The organism is Bradyrhizobium sp. CSA207 (genome assembly GCF_029051685.1).
GTDB lineage: Bacteria > Pseudomonadota > Alphaproteobacteria > Rhizobiales > Xanthobacteraceae > Bradyrhizobium.
The window spans coordinates 40023-58682 of sequence record NZ_JAACFT010000036.1; the positions used below are offsets into that span (position 1 = coordinate 40023).

13 protein-coding genes are annotated in these 18660 nt (G+C 64.0%); 5 read left to right on the forward strand and 8 right to left on the reverse strand.

Going from position 1 to position 18660, the window contains the following annotated elements; all coding sequences use genetic code 11:
- Positions 1-37: 37 nt before the first annotated feature.
- Positions 38-1174 carry an acyl-CoA dehydrogenase family protein gene (locus tag GWG65_RS32150; protein WP_275199511.1) on the reverse strand — a complete coding sequence of 379 codons (1137 nt, stop codon included), beginning with the start codon at positions 1172-1174 and terminating at the stop codon, positions 38-40.
- Between the two features lie 271 nt (positions 1175-1445).
- Here GWG65_RS32150 and GWG65_RS32155 point away from each other — a divergent pair, with 271 nt between their 5' ends.
- A complete protein-coding gene (locus GWG65_RS32155) occupies positions 1446-2999 on the forward strand; it encodes a long-chain fatty acid--CoA ligase (RefSeq protein ID WP_275199512.1) in 1554 nt (517 codons plus the stop codon).
- Between the two features lie 246 nt (positions 3000-3245).
- Here the strand turns inward: GWG65_RS32155 and GWG65_RS32160 are convergent, their stop codons facing one another.
- Complete coding sequence (locus GWG65_RS32160) at positions 3246-4016, reverse strand: helix-turn-helix transcriptional regulator (protein WP_275199513.1); 771 nt, start codon at positions 4014-4016, stop codon at positions 3246-3248.
- 185 nt (positions 4017-4201) lie between these two features.
- Between GWG65_RS32160 and GWG65_RS32165 the strand changes: the two genes are divergently transcribed.
- From GWG65_RS32165 to GWG65_RS32180, 4 genes are all read left to right on the forward strand, one after another.
- Positions 4202-6463 (forward strand): marine proteobacterial sortase target protein, encoded by a 2262-nt coding sequence (locus GWG65_RS32165; RefSeq protein WP_275199514.1) that lies wholly within the window; start codon positions 4202-4204, stop codon positions 6461-6463.
- Between the two features lie 170 nt (positions 6464-6633).
- Positions 6634-7203: a class GN sortase gene (locus GWG65_RS32170; RefSeq protein ID WP_275199515.1), complete on the forward strand. Its 570-nt coding sequence runs from the start codon at positions 6634-6636 to the stop codon at positions 7201-7203.
- Between the two features lie 175 nt (positions 7204-7378).
- On the forward strand, positions 7379-9598 hold the full coding sequence (locus GWG65_RS32175) for an acetate--CoA ligase family protein (protein WP_275199516.1): 2220 nt from the start codon (positions 7379-7381) through the stop codon (positions 9596-9598).
- A 166-nt stretch (positions 9599-9764) separates the two neighbouring features.
- Positions 9765-10586: an MlaD family protein gene (locus GWG65_RS32180; protein ID WP_275199517.1), complete on the forward strand. Its 822-nt coding sequence runs from the start codon at positions 9765-9767 to the stop codon at positions 10584-10586.
- A gap of 3 nt (positions 10587-10589) precedes the next feature.
- On the opposite strand, the gene GWG65_RS32185 is transcribed toward GWG65_RS32180, so the two are convergent.
- The 6 genes from GWG65_RS32185 to urtD all read right to left on the reverse strand — a co-directional run bounded on the left by GWG65_RS32185 (position 10590) and on the right by urtD (position 18653).
- Positions 10590-13634, reverse strand: coding sequence for an autotransporter domain-containing protein (locus tag GWG65_RS32185; RefSeq protein WP_275199518.1), 3045 nt, complete (start codon positions 13632-13634; stop codon positions 10590-10592).
- Positions 13635-14001: 367 nt separating this feature from the next.
- A complete protein-coding gene (locus tag GWG65_RS32190; RefSeq protein ID WP_275199519.1) occupies positions 14002-15042 on the reverse strand; it encodes an aliphatic amidase in 1041 nt (346 codons plus the stop codon).
- A gap of 60 nt (positions 15043-15102) precedes the next feature.
- On the reverse strand, positions 15103-15477 hold the full coding sequence (locus GWG65_RS32195; protein WP_275199520.1) for a zinc ribbon domain-containing protein: 375 nt from the start codon (positions 15475-15477) through the stop codon (positions 15103-15105).
- A 216-nt stretch (positions 15478-15693) separates the two neighbouring features.
- A complete protein-coding gene (gene fmdA / locus GWG65_RS32200; protein WP_275199521.1) occupies positions 15694-16923 on the reverse strand; it encodes a formamidase in 1230 nt (409 codons plus the stop codon).
- Positions 16924-16950: 27 nt separating this feature from the next.
- Entirely contained in the window at positions 16951-17640 is a 690-nt protein-coding gene (urtE, locus tag GWG65_RS32205) for an urea ABC transporter ATP-binding subunit UrtE (protein ID WP_275199522.1), read from the reverse strand.
- A 257-nt stretch (positions 17641-17897) separates the two neighbouring features.
- A complete protein-coding gene (urtD, locus tag GWG65_RS32210) occupies positions 17898-18653 on the reverse strand; it encodes an urea ABC transporter ATP-binding protein UrtD (protein WP_275199523.1) in 756 nt (251 codons plus the stop codon).
- Positions 18654-18660 lie beyond the last annotated feature (7 nt).

An 18660-nucleotide genomic window follows, 5' to 3' on the forward strand; every position in this document is an offset into this window, starting at 1 on the left:
ATGCCCGGGACAAGCCCGGGCATGACGGAGAAGGCAATCACAATCCCATCTGCCTGCTCGCCAGGTCCTTCATGATCTCCTCGGTGCCGCCGCCGATGGCGTTGACCTTGACCTCGCGGTAGATGCGCTCGGCCTTGATGCCGCGCATGAAGCCGGCGCCGCCGAAAATCTGCACGGCCTCGGAGGCACAGAACGCCATGGTCTGCGTCGCCTGGTTCTTCATCATGCAGATTTCCGCGACCGGGCTCTCGCCCTGCTCAAGGTGCCACGCCAGCAGCTCCAGCATCGCCTGGCTGGCCGCGACCTTCTGCGCCATGTCGACGATCTTGTGACGGATCACCTGGTGCTGCGCCAGCGGCTTGCCGAAGGTCTTGCGCTCCTTGGCATAGGCGATCGCTTCATCGAGGCAGACCCGCGCGAAGGCGGTGCAGCCCGCCGCCATGCCCATGCGCTCGCTGTTGAAGTTCTGCATGATGATCTTGAAGCCCTGCCCCTCTTCACCGATCAGATTTTCGACCGGCACGCGGCATTCGTCGAAATGCAGCGTCGCGGTGTCGGAGGCCCACCAGCCCATCTTCTTGAGCTTGGTGCGCGACAGCCCGGGCGTATCGCCCTCGATCAGGAGCAGGCTGACACCGCCGGCGCCCTCGCCGCCGGTGCGCACCGCAACGGTCAGATAGTCGGCGCGCATGCCTGAGGTGATGAAGGTTTTCTCGCCGCTCACGACGTAGTGATCGTCGTCACGTCGGGCCTTGGTGCGCAGATTAGCGACGTCGGAGCCGCCGCCCGGCTCGGTGATCGCGAGCGCGGAGATCTTCTCGCCGGCGAGGACCTGTGGCAGCACGCGTGCCCTAACCTCGGGACGCGCTGCGCGCGCGATCGGCGGCGAACCGATGGTGTGGCTCATCAGGCTGGCGCTGACACCGCCGGCGCCGGCACGCGCCAGCTCCTGGCTCGCCACGATCTTCATGAACTGGTCGGCGGCGACACCGCCATATTCCTCGGGAAATCCGAGCCCCAACAGCCCGATCCCGGCGGCCTTGCGATAGAGCGCGCGCGGGAATTCGCCGGCCTCGTCCCATTCGTGGGCGAACGGCTCGATCTCCTTTTCGACGAAGCGGCGCATCACGTCGCGGAACGCATCATGCTCGGCGGTATAGAACGGGCTTGTCATTGCGATTTCGCCTCGCTGATGGCGATTCTTCTCATCCACCATGGCCGGAACATCGGCGCCTCACTTGCGCGGAGTGGCTGGCTCGAGCGAACCGCGCCGATCAGAACGCGACCTAGCAACTCAACGCAAGACGATTTTCATCCGTCGCAGGCCAACTCCGAGTCAAAAAAGGCGTCGTGCATAAAACTCCGGCTGGCCTCCCAAGGCCATGCCGGCCATGTTGTACGGCAATGAAGATGCCGGCGGCAGAAGACCGTCGAGGGAGGGACTAGTGGCCGTTCGTTACTACGACTGGATCGCCCATCATGCCCGCCGCACGCCGGGCAAGGTCGCGGCCATCGACCTCGCCAGCGAGCGCCGCATCACCTATTCGCAATTCGACGCGCGCGTCTCGCGTCTCGCCTCATTCCTGCGCGACACGCTAAAAGTCTCGCGCGGCGACCGCATCGCGGTGCTGGCGCTGAACACCACCGAGACGCTGGAGGTGCAGTTCGCCTGCGGACGGCTCGGCGCCGTGTTCGTGCCGCTCAACACCCGCCTGACCATTCCCGAGCTCCAGTTCATCACCGCCGATTGCGCGCCAAAGGTGATGATCCATGACGCCGACCTCGCCGAGACCGCGCTGAGCGTGGCGAAGCTCTGCGGCGTTGCCACCAGCCTGCTGCTCGGCCTCAGCGGCTCCTACGAGGCCGGCATCACTGCCGCAAAGCCGCTCGAGGCAATCGAGGAGGTCACGCTCGATGACGTCTCGACCATCATGTACACCTCGGGCACCACCGGCCATCCGAAGGGCGCGACCATCACCCACGGCATGACCTTCTGGAATTGCGTCAATCTCGGCGGCCCCGCCTGCATCGGGCCGTCTTCGGTGCTGCTCACCGTGCTGCCGCTGTTCCATACCGGCGGGCTGAATTGCTACACTAATCCGGTGCTGCATGCCGGCGGCACCGTGATGATCATGCGCGCCTTCGATCCCGGCACAGCGCTCGGCCTGATCAACGATCCCGCACAGGGCATCAACGTGTTCTTCGGCGTGCCCGCGATCTACCAATTCATGGCGCAACATCCCGCGTTCGCGACAACCGATCTCAGCCGGCTGATCGTCGGCGGTGTCGGCGGCGCACCGATGCCGGTGCCGCTGCTGAAGGTCTGGGAAGCCCGCGGCGTCGCGCTCCAGCAGGGCTACGGCATGACCGAGACGTCGCCGGCCGTGCTGGTGCTCGACCGCGAGGATGCGGCGCGCAAGGCCGGCTCGGCCGGCAAGCCGGTGCTGCACACGGAAGTTCGCATCGTGCGCCCCGACGGCAGCGACGCCGATATCGGCGAGCTCGGCGAGCTCTGGGTCAAGGGGCCGAATATCACGCCGGGCTACTGGAATAGGCCGGAGGCGAACAAATCCTCCTTCACCGACGGCTGGCTGCACACGGGCGATGCGACGCGCGTCGACGAGGAAGGTTTCTACTACATCGTCGACCGCTGGAAGGACATGTACATCTCCGGCGGCGAGAACGTCTATCCGGCCGAGGTCGAGAACGTCCTGCACCAGCTCACGGGAATCGCCGAAGCCGCCGTGATCGGCATTCCCGATCCGCAATGGGGCGAGGTGGGCCTCGCCATCGTCGCAGTCAAGCCGGACGAAAGGCTCACCGAGACAGACGTCTTCGCGCATTGCGCGGCCAATCTGGCGCGCTTCAAATGTCCGCGCCAGGTTCGCTTCGTCACCGCGCTGCCGCGCAACGCCACCGGCAAGATCCACAAGCCAACCTTACGCAAGGAATTTTCGGTGGCCTCCGAAGTCGACGAGGCCAAAGTCGCCAACGCCTGACCAAAGCGCCCCACGCGGGCGCTTCTTTATCTTGAAGTGCCTGCTCCAACCCACAAACAGTCCAAGGAATTTTCATGAAGAGCAAGAAGCTCTCGCTGCTTGCCGCGGCAACGGCTCTGACATTGCTCTCGGCCCAGGCCGCTTCCGCGCAGAAGAAATGATGACGGAGAACATCGGTCGGTGGGGGCTCATGCCGGATCTTACTGCTCAACCTGATCGCGCGGATCGCCGACTGAGGCGCAATATCTAGGCCGGCAGAAACAACGCAAAAGATTCGTCGACCGTACGCCGCAGGTGATCCCGGTACAGCTTGTAGTTTGCGTGGTCGGATGCGATCCGGCCCACGGCCGGATCGATAATATTTCGTGCGGGCACGTAGGCGATCGGCGCCGCAATGGGCGTCAGTTGCGAGCCTGGGCCGGCGCGGAGCGTCGAGATGATTCCGTACATCTCGCCGGCGACCGTCGGCCGCGACACCGTGATCACGCGATGCTGGCCGTGCTTGATGATGACGAGATAGATGAAGCCGGACTGGTGAGGCACGGCGACTTCGCCGCTGTGCTCATAGGCGGCATCGGTCCGCTCGCCCTCGCGGAAGACAAGCGAAGGGACCTTTGGCTCCCAGGCGATTTCGGTGCGATAGGCAAAGATCGCGTCCTTGTCGCCGAAGGACGGTCGCAGCGTGATGTAGAGATCCTCGAGCCAGGTCACCGCGCGGTGCGAATAGGATCCGAGACTGTCTGGCGCGACATCGTTTGCGGCCGGAGGCGTCACCACGACGGGGCTCCTGCGCAGCGACACGCCCAGCGCCTGTTCGAGCCGGACCGTGGTTGCCAGCGTGAACGGCCGGCGTCCGCCGAGCACCTTCTCCAGCGTCGACAGGCTGAGCTTGGCCTGTTCGGCCAGAGCCTGCCGCGAGATGCGGCGTTTGGCGAGCTCCTCGCGGATCGCGCCCGCGACCTCGCGGCTTTGCTCGTCCGAAAGCTGCTTGTCGGAGAGTTTATCCTGCGTCTGCATCGTTACCCTGCTCCAGGGCGATTACTCTAGCAGGACGGACAAGTCAGCACAAAACCGCACATCGCCGCCTTGGCGACCGCCTGCCCGGGCCAGGGGCGGCGGAACATTGCCGATCATTCTGCTCGCGAAATCTGCTCCTCCGGCGAATGCTGATAGCCAGCAAACATCCTTCGGGAGCAGGTCAAATGGACACCTACGACGCGGTCGACAACGATGAACACCCTATGCTGGGCCGGCTGATCAAGCTCGGACTGTTCCTTCTCGTGCAGGGCATTGCCGTGATGTTGGTTGCCTTCGTGGCCCTGCTCGTGAGCTTCGAGCCGGGCTGGTCGGCGACGACGGAGCAGGCGAGCCTGCTGCAGCCCGGCGATGCCCGGTCCGGCACCCTCCTCCTGAAGGAGGACGGCGTCTATACCGAAGCCATCCGGCTCGGCATCGATGTCGACGTCACGGTGTCTGGCCCGACACTGCGCGCCCGCATCACCCAGGTCTTCCGCAATCCCAGCAAGGACTGGGTCGAGGCGACCTATGTCTATCCGCTGGCGACCGACGGCGCCGTCGATGCGCTGAAGATGGTTGTCGGCGACCGCGTCATCGTCGGCGACATCAAGGAGCGCCAGCAGGCGCGCGTCATTTACGAGCAGGCGCGCCGCACCGGCCAGAAGGCCGCGCTCACCGAGCAGGAACGGCCCAACATCTTCACCAACTCGGTCGCCAATATCGGCCCTGGCGAGACGGTGCTGGTGCAGATCGAATATCAGGAGCCGGTGCATCAATCCGGCAGCGAATATTCACTGCGGCTGCCGCTGGTGGTCGGACCGCGCTATAATCCCGCCCCGATCGCACAGAGCGTCGACCTCCGGGCCGACGGCTCCGGCTGGGGCACGACCACGACCGACCCGGTGCCGGACCGCGAACGTATCTCGCCGCTCGTGCTCGATCCCGGCAAAGATCCGCCTGTCAATCCAACCAGCATCACTGTGCGCCTGAAGGCCGGCTTTGCCCTCGGCGAAGTGAAGAGCCATCACCATAACGTCAAGATCGAGAGCCCGGACAGCGCGACGCGCGTCGTCACGCTCGCCGGTGGCACCGTCGCCGCCGACCGCGATTTCGAGTTGACCTGGAAGCCGGCGGCAGAGAAGGCGCCGTCGGTCGGACTGTTCCGCGAGCATGTCGGCGACGCCGATTACCTGCTCGCCTTCATCACACCGCCCGCCGAGCAGACGACGCAGAAGCCGCTGCCCCGCGAGGTGGTGTTCGTGATCGACAATTCCGGCTCGATGGGCGGCACGTCGATCGTTCAGGCCAAGGCGAGCCTGCTTTACGCACTCTCTCGTCTCCAGCCGTCCGACCGCTTCAACGTCATCCGTTTCGATGACACCATGGACGTGCTGTTCCCCGCGTCCGCGCCTGCGGACGCGGAGCATATCGGCGAGGCAACCTCTTTCGTAAGCGCCTTGCAGGCGCGCGGCGGCACCGAGATGGTGCCGGCGATGCGCGCGGCGCTGACCGACAAGCTTGGCGAGACCAGTATGGTTCGCCAGGTCGTGTTCCTGACCGACGGCGCAATCGGCAACGAGCAGCAATTGTTCGAAGCGATCACCGCGATGCGCGGCCGCTCGCGCGTGTTCATGATCGGCATCGGATCTGCGCCCAACACCTATCTGATGACGCGCGCGGCCGAACTCGGCCGCGGCGCCTTCACCCATATCGGCTCGGTCGAACAGGTCGAGGAGCGCATGCGCGGCCTGTTCGCCAAGCTGGAGAACCCGGCCGTGACCGGCCTCACCGCAAAATTCTCCGAGGCCAAGGCCGACGTCACCCCGGTGATCATTCCCGACGTCTATCGCGACGAGCCGCTGGTGCTGGCGGCAAAGCTCGACAAGCTCGCGGGCTCGCTCGAGATCAAGGGACGCGTCGGCGACCGCCCGTGGTCGGTGACGCTGCCGCTGCAAAATGCCGCCGAGGGCAAGGGCCTGTCAAAGCTCTGGGCGAAGCGCAAGATCGCTGACGCGGAAGTGGCGCGCACCATGCGCGAGGCGACACCGGAAGAGACCGACAAGACGATCCTGGCGCTGGCGCTCGACCATCAGATCGTCACACGACTGACCAGCCTCGTCGCGGTCGACGAGACGCCGAGCCGTCCCGAAGGCGAGCCGCTCAAGCTCAGTGAACTGCCGATCAACCTGCCGGCCGGTTGGGATTTCGAGAAGGTGTTCGGCGAACGGCCGCAACAGTCACCGATGCAACTGCGCGAGCGCCGCGCCGATGCGGGCAGCCAGCCCGCGACCAGGCGGCCGATGCCCGCCGCGCCCGATGCGATCCGTTTGCCCAAGACCGCAACCTCGGCCGAGCTGAAGATGATCGCGGGCCTGACCCTGATCGTGTTCGCCCTGATCCTGTTCGTGTTCAACCGGCGTCACCCCTTGCTCACTGACGCCGCTTGAGGGAGGAGCCCCCGAACTCCTCCTTCTGCGCGCGCGGCTGCCCGTCCCACCCAAATGGCCGCGCGCGCCTTTTCTGTTGTCATTGCGAGCGCAGCGAAGCAATCCAGGCTGCCTCCGCGGAAAGATCCTGGATTGCTTCGCTTCGCTCGCAATGACGAGTGTGGAGACAAATGCGCCGCATCATCTCACCCCTCGTCCTCGTGCTGGTCGGCGGCATCCTGTTCGGCGACGGCGCCTACATCCACGCCAAGGCCTGGTTCGCGCAGGTGCTGCTGGAGCGCGCATTCGACAGGAGCGTTGCGACGGGCCAACCGGTCAAGCCATGGTCCTGGGCCGACACCTGGCCGGTTGCGCGGATCGAGGTGAAGCGGATCGGCGCCAGCGCCATCGTGCTTGCGGGCACAAGCGGCCAAGCGCTTGCCTTCGGGCCCGGCCACATCGACCAAACCGTTGATGCCGGCGAGCGCGGCATGGCCGTATATGCCGCACATCGCGACACGCATTTCCGGTTCTTGCGGAAGGTTGCCATCGGTGACGTGATCGAGATCACTCGCCGCGATGGGAAGCGCTTCCGCTATCGGGCGGATGCCTCGGCCGTGGTTCGTTTCGATGCATCGGGCATCGACCCGGCGACGAAGGATGTCGAACTTGTGCTCGCCACTTGCTGGCCGTTCGACGCCGTGACGTCCGGCCCCGAGCGCTATGTCCTGCATGCCACCTTGATCGGGAGCGACCGATAGCAGTGCGACCGGCCTCTCGTCGCCGACAACGCGAGCGGTGATCCGAGCGCGTCGATCACCCGTGCTTGATGCGTGTTCATTCCATCGCACGGCATACCCACCCGTTGCCACTCCGAAGAACTCGCCCTAGAACAGAATGACGCGCACCAACAAGAACAACAGGTGAGGTCATGCCATGGAAGCTCGCGTATCTGCTGCGTCCGGTTCTTCGCACCCATGGTCTCCGCCGCGCGACGCCAGCGACATCGTCAAGGGCATCCACGCCATGCTGCACCCGCACAATATCGTGCTGGTGGGCGCGACCGACAAGCCCGGCAACTATGCCGAGCGCATCTGGAATAATCTGGTCAAATACGGCTTCGAGGGCGGGCTCTATCCGGTCAATGCCAAACGCGAAGCCATCTGGGGCGTCCCCTGCCACAAGGATTTTGCCAGCCTGCCCGAAAAGCCCGATCACGTGCTGGTGCTGGTGCCCGCACGCTTTGCCGTGCAAGTGATCCGCGACGCCGCCGCGGCCGGCGCGCGCTCGGCCACCATCGTGACCTCCGGCTTCAGCGAGCTGCAGGATGAAGGGAGCAAGAAGCTCGCCGCCGAACTGCAACAGGCGGTGCGCGAGACGGGCCTTGCTGTCACCGGCCCAAACTGCCTCGGCAATCTGAGCGCCGGCGAAAAGCTCTTCACCAATATCGACGACCGAATCGTCACTATGGAACAGGGCGCTGTGGCGATCGCCGGGCAGTCCGGCGCTATCGTCATGGCAATCCGCCAGGCGCTCGAGGACCGCGGCGTCGGTGTCGGCTACATGGTGACGACCGGCAACGAAGCCGGACTCGAGACGCCGGACCTGATGCGCTATTTCGCCGAGGATCCGAGCATCAAGGTGATCGTGGTCTATCTCGAAGGCGTGCGCAACACCAAGGCGTTCCGCGACGCCTGCAAGGCTGCGCGCGCGGCCAGCAAGCCGGTGATCGCGCTCAAGCTCGGGTCGTCCGAGGGCGGCCGCGCGGCGGCGATGGCGCACACCGGTGCGCTCGCGGGCTCGATCGAGACGTTCGACGCCATCGCAACCCGCGAGGGCGTGATCCGCGTACGTGGGCTCGACGAGCTGATCGAGACCACCGAATGTTTCGTGCATGCGGCGGTACCCAAGGGCGATCGGCTCGCCGCCGTCACGCTGTCCGGCGGCAAGCGCGGCATGCTCATTGACGCCTTCTACGCAGCCGGCCTGAACTTCGCGCCGCTGAGCCCGCATGTCAGCGGCGAACTGGCAAAAATGCTCGGGCCAGGCTCGATCGTCGGCAACCCGCTCGATGCCGGCTTTGCCGCGGTGGTCGACCCCTCCGTCTACATGAAATCGATCGAACTGATGATTGAGGATCCCGACATCGACATCGTCATCGTCGATTCCGAGCTGCCAAAGGCGCCGCACGAGCTGCGCGAGCGTAATTTGCGCATCGTCAATGAGATAGCGAGCCGGGCCTCGAAACCGGTGATCTATCTCAGCGCGATGTCGATCGGCTTCAGCGAATTCACCAAGAGCTTGCGCAAATCGCTGCCGCATTTGGCGGTGATGCAGGGCATGGACCGCGCGGTCACCGCGATCAAATCGCTGCTCGACTATGCCAAGCTGCGCAAGGAGGTGCCCGACATCGTCTCAAGCTCGAGGCCTGCCGCGCGCGCCGTGCTGGAGAAGACGCTGAAATCGGCTACCGGCGCCGCACTCGACGAGGTCGCCTCGAAGAAGCTCCTGAAGGCCTATGGCATCCCGGTCTCGAAGGAGGCAATCGTGCAGACGTCGGCGGACGCCGCGAAGATCGCCAGGCAAATCGGCTTTCCGGTCGTGGCAAAAGTCGTCAGCGCCGAGATCCTGCACAAATCCGATATCGGCGGCGTGGTGTTGAATCTGAGCAGCGCGGCGGAGGTGAAGAAGGCGTTTGCCGACATCACCGCGCGGGTGAAGAAACTCGAAGGCAAGCCGAATCTCGACGGGATCCTGATCGCGCAGCAGGTCAAGGCCGATCTCGAGCTCGTGGTCGGCGCGTCCCTCGATGCCGAGATGGGGCCTGTCGTGTTGTTTGGCACCGGCGGCATCGACATCGAGCTGATGAAGGACGTGGCGCTCGCCGGCGCGCCGCTGGACGAGGCCGAGGCGCGGCTTTTGATCGGCCGGACCAAGGCCGGCGTCAAGATGCGCGGCTATCGCGGCAAGCCGGCGTTGCACGAGGCTTCCGCCGTGAAGGCACTGGTCGGCCTTTCCAACCTGATCGCGGATGCCGGCGACCGGATCGCCTCGATCGACGTCAATCCGTTCCTGATCAACGCCAGGACCGGCGTCGCCGTCGATGCCCTCATCGTGCTGAATAACGCTGCAGCAAAACGCGCTGCCGGGCACTGAGGCACCGTAGGGCGGATTAGCGTAGCGTAATCCGCCAACTTGTCCCCATGCACGCGCCAGGCAGTGGCGGGTTACGCTTCGCTAACCCGCCCTACTTACCATTGCGACCGAAGTGCCATCCGGGCACCTTCCAACTTCCCCGCTTTGGCCGTAGAATCGCACCTGCATGGCACGCGCAAGCAATCTGGTGATCGGTATGGCGACGCTGGCGGCGATCGCCGTGGCGTTCGGTGGCGTGCTCGGCGTGCAGAAATGGCGCAGCATCCAGAGCCGGAGCCAGTTGCGCGTGGTGTTCGAAGGCGGCTCCGCCAGCGGCCTGCGCCGCGGCGGGCCGGTCAATTTCGATGGCGTGCCCGCCGGCCAGATCCTGTCGATCAAGCTGGACAATCCGCGCAAGGTCGTGGCGCTGGTGATGCTCGACAACACAGCGCCAATCCGCAAGGACACCGTCGCCGGTATCGAGTTCCAGGGCCTCACCGGCGTCGCGGCGATCTCGCTGATCGGCGGCGCGCCCTCCGCGCCGCCAGTGCCGCTGGACGCCGACGGCATCCCCGTGCTGACCGCCGATCTCAGCGATGCCGAATCCATCGTCGATACCCTGCATAGTGTCGATCGCACGATCGTCAGCAACGCGCCCGCGATCAAGGACGGCCTGCATACGTTCGAGGGCTACACCGCCGATCTGAGGAGCAAGGGCGCCGAGATCGACTCCGTCATGGCCAAGGTCGATAGCGCCTTCGCGGGCTTCGACAAGGCGGTCACAAAGATCGAAAGCGTGGTGCCCGGCTTCATTGACGGCAAGGCCGACGAGCTGTTCGAAAAAATAAGGGAAATGCACGAGCTCGCCGATTCCATGAAGAAGAAATCGGCGAATTTCCTCGAGGACGGCCGCAAGACCCTGCTCGACGTCAGCGAAGCCGCCAACAAGATGAGCGGAACGCCCGTAGCTCCACGCCCGCCGCGCAAGCCGCCGCAGACGAAACAATAGGGCCTACCACGTGTAGCGCACGAGGCCCTTGCCTGCGTAGGAGCGAGTGACCTCTGAGAGCTCGCCCTCGAAGGTCAATGCCGCGGACCAGCCGTTCATCCAGTTCATCTGCACCGATGCAGTGGTCAGCGCGGAATCGCGCGCCTGCGCGGCGCCGTTCACGACGAAGGCCGATCCCGGCAGCGTCTGGAACACCGCATTGACGCTGCGGTCCGGGTTGAAATCATGCGCCCAGGCGGCGCGACCGCGCAGCGTGACCACACCACCGGCGGCCGCAAACGATTTGTCGGCGCGCAGGCCGAGCTCGGTGCGGGTGTTGGTCACGCTCTTCGCGGCATAATTCAGCGCGAAGACGTTGCTGCCGACGACCGCGAACTCTGAATAGCCCGGAAGGCTGAACATGGTGGCCTGGAGCGCGGCATAAGGCGTGAGGCCGATCCACTGCGTCGCGTGGCGGTAGCCGCCCTCGATTCGGCCTGAGAGCGCGTTCGCATTGAACTGCGCGCGCAGCTGGTCGACGCCGGCGGCCGTGACGACGCGGTTGGTGGTGACGTCCTGCCAGCCATAGGCCAGCGCCGCCGTGACATAGGCAGGTCCCGCGGCGTGGCGCACGAAGGCGCCCGCCTGGAACAGGTCCGAGCGGCCCCAGCCGAGCCCGTTGACGCTGAAGCCGGTGCCGCCGCCGGCCAGCGCAAAGCCCGCGATCGTCGATGGCGAGAAGCGATAGTCGAGACCGACCGCTGTGCCGTAGACGCTGCTGGTGGCGTTGTTCGAACCGAGCGCGGCATTGCCGTCGGTCGTCTGCGAGCCGCCATAGCCAGCCGCCCAGACGTTCCAGCGCTGCTCGAAACTTGTCGGCGGCGCCTTGCGGTAGATCGAGGCAAAGGCATCGCTGGGGCGCTTGCCGGTTGCGGCATAGGCACTTGCATTCGTCTCGACCGCATAAGGCGTCGCGCCGGGCACGCCGCTGCGCCCAGTACCGAAGACATCGGTCAACAAGCCGAGGAACAGATTCATCGCATCGAAGGTCGTCTGCTGCGATCCTGTCCCCGGCTCGCCGGAAGCTTGCGTCAGGCCCGTCGGCGAGAGATTGGCCAGGGCCACGGGAAGGCTGCCGGTCCGGTTGAAGACGCCCGTCAGGGCGTTGGCAACATTCTGCTGATTGACGCTGAGACCTGTACCGTAGCTCAGCGAGAGATCCAGAAAGACGTTGTTGGGATCGTAGCTCAGGCTGGCCTTCAGGTTCGACGACAGACCCGCGACGGCCGGATTGAACGTGTCGGGAAGCGTCGTCGCATTCAGGATCGTGTAGTGCTTCGCGATCGAACCGGTCGGGACGACTGTGACCGTGGCACCATTGAGCGTAGAAGTCCCGGTGACGACCGTGATGCCGTTGCTCGCGCCCGAGACCTGCACCATGTACGTCGACGCCGTCGTGAAGGTGAGATCGCCGTTCACATTGAGCGTTCCGGTCGGGTTGCCCGGCGCCAGCGTGCCGCCATTGAGGTTGATCGTGTTGACGTTGCCGACGCCGCCGAATGTGCCGCCGGTCGCGACGCTCACATTGCCGTTGATGGTGCCGGCCAGCGTGAGCGTGCCACCCAGCACGTTCCAGTCCTGATTGCCGGTGCCGGTCACGGTCCAGGTCGAATTGTCGACCTTGTTGAAGGTCGAGAAGCCGTCATACTGAAGACCGACACCGAGCAGGCTGAGGTTGAACGTATCCTTGCCGGTGCCGCCAAGCTGGAACGTGTCGGTGCCGGAGGCGAACACCTGGCCGTTGATGACGCTGCCGGGACCCAGCGTGAGTGTGTTGTTGCTACAGCCGCAAAGATCGATCGCCGCAAAACCGGTCGCAGCATTGATCGTGCCGGAATTGAAGACGGTACCGCCCTGGTTCAGATTGATGCCGATGCTTCCAACGCCGACATTGATAGTACCGGTGTTGACGACCTGGTTGCTTGTCGACGTCGTCGACACATAGATGCCGTAGCCCGCGTCCCCGACGGTGATTGTGCCACGGTTGGTCGCGACGTTGTCGTTTCCGATGATCGCGATGCCGTATGCGCCATCTCCCCCGGTAATGCTGCCGTTATTCGTGACCGAACCGGACAAGCCGGTGAGACCGACGCCCAGACCTACCGCACCAACGTTGACCGTTCCATTCTGGGTGATGACGGCATTGTTGCCGTTCACCTGCATGCCGGCCGTGGAGTCGACGCCCGTGATCGTCCCGGTGTTGGTCACCCTGGCGGCGCTGCCGATCAAGGCGATGCCTATGCCAAACTGCGCGACGGTGATTCTGCCGGCGTTGCTGACGGTCTCGCTATTGCCATTCGCGAGGATGCCCGTGGCGCTCTGGCCGACGGAAATACTGCCAGTCGCCGTGTTCGTGACCGTGTTGTGATCACCGATCGCAAAAATGCCGCCGGAAGACCCGCTCGAGGCGCCGACCGTGATCGCACCGGCATTGGTGACAGTGGTGTTGCCGAAAACGTAAATGCCGATCGTGCCGTCGAGACCGGTGATCGTGCCGCTGGCAGAATTCGTGATCGTGTTGTTCAGGCCAGCGAAAATTCCAGACCCGCTCGCTCCGACCGACAGCGCGCCGGTGTTGCTGATGACGTTGTTGTCGTGGACCGAGATCGCGGAGCCACCGTTGCCCGTAGTGATCGTCCCGTTGTTGGCGATGGCGTTGTTGTCCAGCACCGAGATGCCGAGACCGTTGTCGAGCACCGTGACGGCGCGATTGTTGGTCACGGTGTTGAAATTGCCGCCATTGATGCCGGTGAGGCCCGAGCCCGCCGACACCGTGCCGTTGTTGGTGATGATGTTGGTGTCGTTGACGTTGATCGACGCCGTGCCGTTGTCGTTGACGGTCGCGCCGGTCAGCACATTTACGGTCAGATTGGTGATGCCGCCGCCGGCCGCAAAGCCGTCGGCATCGGCCCCGCTACAGGTGACGGTTTGCCCGCTTGCCGCCGGATCGGGCGCGCAGTCCGCCTGCGCCGATGTCGCCGACAGGTCGAGGCTGAGAACGACTGCCACGACAGACGACGCGACCGCGCCAAGGCGCAGTCCAATCCGTCCGGTCGACGGCAACCGAAATTCCACCCCAATGCCCTCAGTCCAGCGCTCCCAGCGGCGCTGCCGGCAAATTAGGCGACCGGGTCCCTACGTGGAACTACGGAATCGGCGGAATCGCTGGGCGGCAGCAAAACTGGGCTGATTCAGCTGGTCATGTTGCAACCGAGCCACGCATTTGCGGTGCAGACCGATCAATCCACGATGTATGACGTGTGCGGCTCGGTCGCAGTATTGACCGTCGTTCACATCAATGACTGATCATCCAGGACCGCGCCGCCCCCCACTGGGAGCGAGCGGCACGCCTTCGCATTCTGGTTTGGGCATTGACTTAGTAGTTGCTCGGCGCCGCCTCATTCGGGATGCCGTCGATCGGGCACTCATCGGTGCCCGGGGTCGAGCGGGTCATCGCCTCGACCATATCACGCGTGCCCTCGGGATCGGCGATCCAGTTCTTGTAGAAATCATACGGGCAGGCTGCAACGCCGCGCGGACTTTCGCCGGAATTGATCATGCCGGTGTAGCCGCGGTGAACCAGCTTGTAGAGATGGTTCTGCGACTGGCCGTTGCGGCGCGCGTCGCGGATCAGATTTTTCGACAGCTGGGCATACTGGATGCCGTACTCCTCCTCGCCGGTTTCGCCGAGGGTGCGGCCGTCGAAGCCGATGATCGCGGAGTGACCGAAGTAGGAATAGACGCCATCGAAGCCGGCGGCATTGGCGACGGCGACATAGACGTTGTTGGCCCACGCCATGGCCTTGGAAATCAGGATCTGCTGCTCCTTGGCCGGATACATGTAGCCCTGGCAACGCACGATCAGCTCGGCGCCCTTCATGGCGCAGTCGCGCCAGATCTCCGGAAAATTGCCGTCGTCGCAGATGATCAGGCTGACCTTCATCCCCTTCGGGCCGTCGGAGACATAGGTGCAATTGCCGGGATACCAGCCCTCGATCGGCACCCACGGCATGATCTTGCGGTATTTCTGGACGATCTCGCCCTTGTCGTTCATCAGGATCAGGGTGTTGTAAGGCGCCTTGTGAGGATGCTCCTCGTGGCGCTCGCCGGTCAGCGAGAACACACCCCACACTTTCGCCTTACGGCAGGCCTCGGCAAAAATCGCGGTCTCTTCGCCGGGTACCGCCGAGGCCGTCTCGTACATCTCCTTGGAGTCATACATGATGCCCTGGGTGGAGTATTCCGGGAAGATCACGAGGTCCATGCCGGGCAACCCGAGCTTCATACCGACGATCATGTCGGCAATCTTGCGGGCGTTATCGAGCACCTCGGCCTTGGTGTGCAGGCGGGGCATCTTGTAATTCACCACTGCGACGCCGACGGTGTCGTTGCTGCTGGAAATGTCGCCGTGAAGCATTGTGACCGCTCCTGTGCTTTTATTCGTTTGAGGTTGCCGGCGGGCAGCCGGCCGCATGCGTCAATGACTGATCATCCAGGGCCGCGCGGTGGGAAAGCCCTTGGCCCCACTCTTGGTCTTGGTCATCAGCCGCGCGGGCTTTTTCTTGTCCGACGCGCCCTTGGACGAACTCTTGCCCGGTGAGCAGCAGCCGCAGCCGGGTCCATGCGAAGCCTTGTACTGCGCGAGCGTCTGCGGCGCATGCGAGCTGCGCTCGTTGACGGCGTGCGCCTTGCGCGTCTCGGACGGCATGCAGAAGAAGTTCGGCGCGGTCAGGATGACGCGCGGCGCCATTGTCTCGCAGTGCGGGCAGGCCTGCGGATCGTCGCATTCCGCCATCGGACGCAGGTCCTTGAAGGGACCGCAGTCGTCACAGAGATATTCATAGACCGGCATCTTGTATCCCTTCGTTCGGTGATGACAGAGCGTCCGCTTCATCTCGCCTCGCTTGCGGGGGGAGGTCGGGACGCATCGCAAGATGCGTTCCGAGTGATGGGGAGTCTCCGCAACCTCACTGCCACCGCTTGTGCCGAGACAGCCCCTCACCCCAACCCTCTCAGCGCGAGCGAAGCTCGTCGCGTCCCCGCAAGAACGGGGAGAGGGAGCGCAGCGTCATTTGTCCGGCGAGATCGGCATCTGGATATCGCCCGTGATGTGCTTGATCGGTCCCGCCGACGACGGCATCACGTCGAAGTCGAAGATCTCCGTCGGCAGCCACAACGTGGCGCAGGCATTGGGCACGTCGACCACGCCCGAGATGTGGCCCTGGCACGGCGCGGTGCCGAGGATCGAATAGGCCTGGGCACCGGAGTAGCCGAACTTCTTCAGATACTCGATCGCGTTGAGGCAGGCCTGGCGATAGGCGATGTGGACGTCGAGATAATGCTGCTTGCCGGCCTCATCGACCGAGATGCCCTCGAAGATCAAATAGTCCTTGTAGTTCGGCGTGATCGGCGACGGCTTGAAGATCGGATTCTTGATGCCGTATTTCGCCATGCCGTCCTTGATCACCTCGACCTTCAGGTGCAACCAGCCGGCCATTTCGATCGCGCCGCAGAAGGTGATCTCGCCGTCGCCCTGGCTGAAGTGCAGATCGCCCATCGACAGACCCGCGCCGGGCACATAGACCGGGAAGTAGATCTTCGAGCCGCGCGACAGATCCTTGATGTCGCAATTGCCCCCATGCTCGCGCGGCGGCACGGTGCGTGCGCCTTCGGCTCCGATCTTGGCTTTAACGTCGCCTTTGGCGCGACCGCCATGGGCGGTCGGCGCGAACGGCGGATTGGCAAGGCCGGGCACGCGGGTCGGGTTGGTCGAGATCAGCTCGGCCTCACGCTTGTTCCACATGTCCAGCATCTTCGGATCGGGCAGACAGCCTATCAGGCCGGGATGGATCAGGCCGGCGAAGTTGACGCCCGGGATGTGGCGCGACGAGGTGTAGAGGCCCTTGATGTCCCAGATCGACTTTTGCGCCAGCGGGAAATGGTCGGTGAGGAAGCCGCCGCCGTTCTGCTTGGAGAAGAAGCCGTTGAAGCCCCACAGGCTCTCCTTCAGCGGGCCGACGTCGAGCAGGTCGACCACCAGCAGGTCGCCCGGCTCGGCACCCTTGACGCCGATCGGGCCCGAGAGGAAGTGCACGATCGACAGATCGATATCGCGGACGTCATCGGCGGAATCGTTGTTCTTGATGAAGCCGCCGGTCCAGTCATAGGTCTCGATGATGAAGTCGTCGCCGGGATTGACCCAGGCCACGATCGGGATGTCCGGGTGCCAGCGGTTGTGCACCATGTCATTATCGTAAGCCGACTTGGTGAGATCGACCTTGATCAGTGTCTCTGGCATCGAGATGCTCCCCTTTTACACGGTTGGTTAGACGGACAGATATTTCGACACTTGCGCGGCATCGACGCTGTCGCGCGGATCGTCGCGCACGATCTCGCCGTTCTCGATCACCAGCACGCGGTCGGCGATCTCGAGCGCGAAGCTCAGAACCTGCTCGGACACGACGATCGACAGGCCACGTTCGTCGCGGATGCGCTTCAAGGTGCGCGCCATGTCCTTGATGATCGAGGGCTGGATGCCCTCCGTCGGCTCGTCCAGCAGCAGCACCTTCGGCTTGGTCGCGAGCGCGCGGGCGATTGCGAGCTGCTGCTGCTGGCCGCCGGAGAGGTTGCCGCCGCGGCGCCCCTTCATCTCCAGCAGCACCGGAAACAACTCATAGATGTCGCCGGGCACCTCGGTCCCGCCGGAGACGACGAGGCCGGTCTCGATGTTCTCCTTCACCGTCATGGTCGAGAAGATCATGCGGCCCTGCGGCACATAGGCGAGGCCCTTGGCCACTCGCTCATAGCTGGGCAGGCTGCCGAGCTCGGCACCGTCCATGGTCACCGAGCCGCTCTTGGCCGGCAGGATGCCCATCAGCGATTTCATCAGCGTGGTCTTGCCCATGCCGTTGCGGCCCATGATCGCAACGATCTCGTTGGGCGCGACCTTGACGTTGAGCCCGTGCAGCACCTCGCTCTGGCCGTAGGCGACATGAAGATCGGAGATTGCCAGCATGATCGCTTCCCGGGTCAGTGTGAGTTCTGGTGTGGCCGTTTTGCCGTGAACGCCTTCCTTCTCCCCTTGTGGGAGAAGGTGGCACGGACGAAGGCCGTGCCGGATGAGGGGTCTGCATCTACGAATGCGAAAGGCCGTTTGACGCGCGGAGAGATACCCCTCACCCGGATCGCATCTGACGATGCGATCCGACCTCTCCCACAAGGGGAGAGGTGCACCGTCAATGCCGCAGCGGACTCACCCAACTTCGTCATCTGTCAGTGCCCCAGATAGACTTCGATGACCTTGGGATCGTTCTTCACCTTCTCCATGGTCCCTTCGGAGAGGATCTGGCCCTGGTGCAGCACGGTGACCTTGTGCGCGATGTCCTCGACGAACTTCATGTCGTGCTCGATCACCAGCACCGACCGGTTCTTGATGATGCGGTTGAGTAGCTCGGCGGTCTTGGCACGCTCGGACAAGCTCATGCCGGCGACGGGCTCATCCAGCATCAACAGGTCCGGGTCCTGGATCAGCAGCATGCCGATCTCGAGCCACTGTTTCTGGCCGTGGCTGAGCTCGGAGGCGTAGGTATTGAGCTTGTCCTTGAGAAAGATCATCTCAGCGACCTCCTCGACGCGCTGCTTCACCGGCTGGTCGCGCTGGAAGGTCAGCGAGCCGAACACGGTACGGCCGCGCGGAAAGGAAATTTCGAGGTTCTCGAACACTGTGAGATCCTCGAACACCGACGGCGTCTGGAACTTGCGTCCGACCCCCGTCTGCACGATCTCGTTCTCTTTCATTTTCGTGAGCTCCTTGCCACGAAACTGGATCGAGCCCGCGGTCGCCTTGGTCTTGCCGCAGATCAGGTCGAGCACCGTGGTCTTGCCGGCCCCGTTGGGGCCGATGATGACGCGGATCTCGTTCTCCTCGACATAGAAGGAGAGATCGTTCACGGCCTTGAAGCCGTCGAACGAAACCGTGAGGCCGGACACGGCGAGCAAAAAGTCCTTGGGCTGATGACCGACAAGCATGATGATC

Coding starts and splice junctions, on each gene's coding strand:
- GWG65_RS32190 (WP_275199519.1), bottom strand. CDS start 15,042: ATGCTTCACGGCGACATTTCCAGCAGCAACGACACCGTCGGCGTCGCA.
- urtD (WP_275199523.1), bottom strand. CDS start 18,653: ATGCTTGTCGGTCATCAGCCCAAGGACTTTTTGCTCGCCGTGTCCGGC.
- GWG65_RS32195 (WP_275199520.1), bottom strand. CDS start 15,477: ATGCCGGTCTATGAATATCTCTGTGACGACTGCGGTCCCTTCAAGGAC.
- GWG65_RS32175 (WP_275199516.1), top strand. CDS start 7,379: ATGGAAGCTCGCGTATCTGCTGCGTCCGGTTCTTCGCACCCATGGTCT.
- urtE (WP_275199522.1), bottom strand. CDS start 17,640: ATGCTGGCAATCTCCGATCTTCATGTCGCCTACGGCCAGAGCGAGGTG.
- GWG65_RS32180 (WP_275199517.1), top strand. CDS start 9,765: ATGGCACGCGCAAGCAATCTGGTGATCGGTATGGCGACGCTGGCGGCG.
- fmdA (WP_275199521.1), bottom strand. CDS start 16,923: ATGCCAGAGACACTGATCAAGGTCGATCTCACCAAGTCGGCTTACGAT.
- GWG65_RS32165 (WP_275199514.1), top strand. CDS start 4,202: ATGGACACCTACGACGCGGTCGACAACGATGAACACCCTATGCTGGGC.
- GWG65_RS32150 (WP_275199511.1), bottom strand. CDS start 1,174: ATGACAAGCCCGTTCTATACCGCCGAGCATGATGCGTTCCGCGACGTG.
- GWG65_RS32170 (WP_275199515.1), top strand. CDS start 6,634: ATGCGCCGCATCATCTCACCCCTCGTCCTCGTGCTGGTCGGCGGCATC.
- GWG65_RS32160 (WP_275199513.1), bottom strand. CDS start 4,016: ATGCAGACGCAGGATAAACTCTCCGACAAGCAGCTTTCGGACGAGCAA.